The organism is Streptomyces sp. NPDC002055, assembly GCF_040296705.1.
Classification (GTDB): Bacteria; Actinomycetota; Actinomycetes; order Streptomycetales; family Streptomycetaceae; genus Streptomyces.
This window is the reverse complement of record NZ_JBEOXS010000141.1, coordinates 1-2,392: the sequence shown is the minus strand read 5'-3', so window position 1 is coordinate 2,392 and position 2,392 is coordinate 1. Positions and strand designations below refer to the sequence as shown.

2 protein-coding genes and 2 pseudogenes are annotated in these 2,392 nt (G+C 76.4%); all 4 read right to left on the bottom strand.

What is annotated here, in order from left to right:
- A partial coding sequence (locus tag ABT112_RS35525) for a hypothetical protein (protein ID WP_502975534.1) occupies nt 1-88 on the bottom strand: 88 nt, incomplete at its 3' end.
- Nucleotides 89-159: 71 nt separating this feature from the next.
- A pseudogene (locus tag ABT112_RS35520) lies at nt 160-933 on the bottom strand (DUF3048 domain-containing protein); the annotation flags it as partial.
- A gap of 174 nt (nt 934-1,107) precedes the next feature.
- A pseudogene (locus ABT112_RS35515) lies at nt 1,108-1,818 on the bottom strand (Mut7-C RNAse domain-containing protein); the annotation flags it as partial.
- Between the two features lie 152 nt (nt 1,819-1,970).
- Nucleotides 1,971-2,261 (bottom strand): acylphosphatase, encoded by a 291-nt coding sequence (locus ABT112_RS35010; protein WP_351515815.1) that lies wholly within the window; start codon nt 2,259-2,261, stop codon nt 1,971-1,973.
- Nucleotides 2,262-2,392 lie beyond the last annotated feature (131 nt).

Below are 2,392 nucleotides of genomic sequence, written 5' to 3'. Positions count from 1 at the left end.
TGACCGCCTCCAGGCTGTCCGGCTTCAGGGCCCGCGCGTACGCCAGCGCCCGCAGCGTCGGCTTGTGCAGGGTGGAGACCGGCACCACGACATGGGTGCGCTGCCTCGCGCCGGCCCCCAGCAGTGCAGTCGCAGGGCGCACAGTGCACAGCGGGCCCGTCAGCCGCCGGTGAGCAGCACCCACACCGGCCCGCGGGCGAAGTTCAGAGGGTCCCCGGACGGGGTGGTGAAGTCGGTGCCGCTCTCCGCGTCGGACCGGCTCCACCGGGCGTCGTACGCCTTGCCGTCCCGCAGCACCAGCGCCGTGCCGGAGCCCACCGTCTCGCTGTACGGCGAGACGCTGCCCAGCTTGTCCTTGAGCGTCGAGTCGCGGATGGTGATCCGCTGGACCACCACCGTCGCCGCGCCGTCGCGCCCGCCGTCCGTGGTGCGCGCCGGGGTGCCGTCCATGGACACCAGCCACCGGCCGGCCTCCGCCGACCAGGTGAAGCCGTACCGGCCGGCCGGATAGCGCACGGTCTCCTCCGTCACCTGCCGCCCGCCCTCCGGCGCCGCGCCGAACCGGAACCCGATGTCGGCCGCCCTGCTCGCGCCGGGCGCGGCGGCCAGAGCCCGCGCCGGGCGGACGTAGAGGTTGTGCGGCGCCGGACGGTCGCCGCCCCGGAAGTACGCGTCCGGGGCCTTCCCCGGCGGCACCGCGAGGACCGGGGACTTCTCCAGCAGGGGACGCAGCGCGGACTGCGCGCCGGAGTAGGCCAGCGCGGGCCGGCCGAACTGCTCCAGCAGCTCGATGTCCGACTCCCGCGCACTGCGCACCGGCCCCAGCGCCGAGGGCAGCCGCGAGGACAGCACGGCGACGAGCCGGGTCGACCCGCCCTCGACCTGCTCCACATAGACGAGGTCGGCCGCGCCGAGGCCGGTGTGCGGCCGGGCCGGCGGGACGTTGTCCACCTTGACGGCGAGCACCGGCGCGGGCCGGGCCGGGAGCCCGGTGAAGGGCGAGACCTCCTGTGACCGCGTCGGCGACGGCTCCTCCTCCGACCCGGAGTCCGTGCACCCCGCCAGGCCCGCCACCAGCACGACGGAGACCAGGGCGAGGGCGGTGAGCCGGCGCGCCGCCCGCACGATCCCCTCCAGCCGGCCGCTGTGCGCCCCGCGCCAGTAGACCTTTCCGCAGTCCGGGCAGCGCATGAACCGGTCGTAGGTCCGCCGGGTGCCCGGCCGGAGCAGAGGGGCGACCGCCGCCTTGTCGACCGGCGACAGCGGGGCGGCGTTGCAGGCCATGCAGCGGGTCCAGGGGGCCAGCCGGGGCGCGAACCGGCCCAGGACGTCCGCGAGTTGGGCGTCGGGCCGGGCGCCGCGCACATACGCCCCCCGCCGCAGCGCCCGGCGCCGCAGCAGCCCCCGGTCCTGGGTCAGCAGTACCCGGCGCTCGGTGTTCGCCTGCTCGATCAGCGCGTCGTCGTCCATGTCGTTGCGGTAGGCCGCGTCCACCCCGACCAGCCTCAACCGCCGTGCGAGCGTGCCGAGATGGACGTCCAGGACGAACCGCAGCGGATCGGGGACCGGCTCCTGCGGGCGGGAGACCGGGCGCACCTCCACCACCTCGCCGCCGTGCGGCCGGTAGCCGGGCTCCACCGGACGCCCGTCGACGACCAGCGCGCCCACCTCCGGCAGCGGAACGCCCACCGACTCGACCAGATGGCCGAGCGAGGACGTCCCGTCGGCCGTCACCGGCACCTCGCGGCCCCGGTGACGCGCCGCCAGAAAGAGCCGCAGTCCGGCGGGGATACGCAGGCGCAGCGCCGACTCGTCCACCCCTTCAGGATGCCACCGGGAGCCGGTTCCGAGAGGGGCGCGGAGGGGCGTGCCGGGCCACGGAACGGGGACGCGGGGCCGGCGTGCGCCGCCGCCGGCGGGTGCCGGACCGGACTCCCGCGGCAGCCGGTTCCGCCCGGCCGGTCGCGCCGTCATGACCGGGGGGTGGGCCGGACCTCGAAGCCGGTGAGCCCCTCCGGCCGGCCGCCCTCGACGGACACCTCGTCCACGGACGCGGCCGACGGCCCGTGGTGCGTCCAGGCGAGCATCTCCGCGACCCGCTCGGGCGCGCCCTCGAAGACGGCCTCGACGGTCCCGTCGAGGCGATTGCGCACCCAGCCCGCCACGCCGCGCGCCACGGCCTCCTGGCGGCAGGTGTCCCGGAAGAAGACGCCCTGCACCTCCCCGGCGACCACCACCCGCCGGTGCACGATGTCTGCCATACCCCTGCTTCCCTTCGCGCCCGGTCCATCCCGTCCACGCCCGGCGGCCGCGCGCCGCCCGGACGACCAAGTACTACGACATGCGGCTCAACGTGTACCGCATCCGCCCCTCCGACCTGGCGGAACCCGTG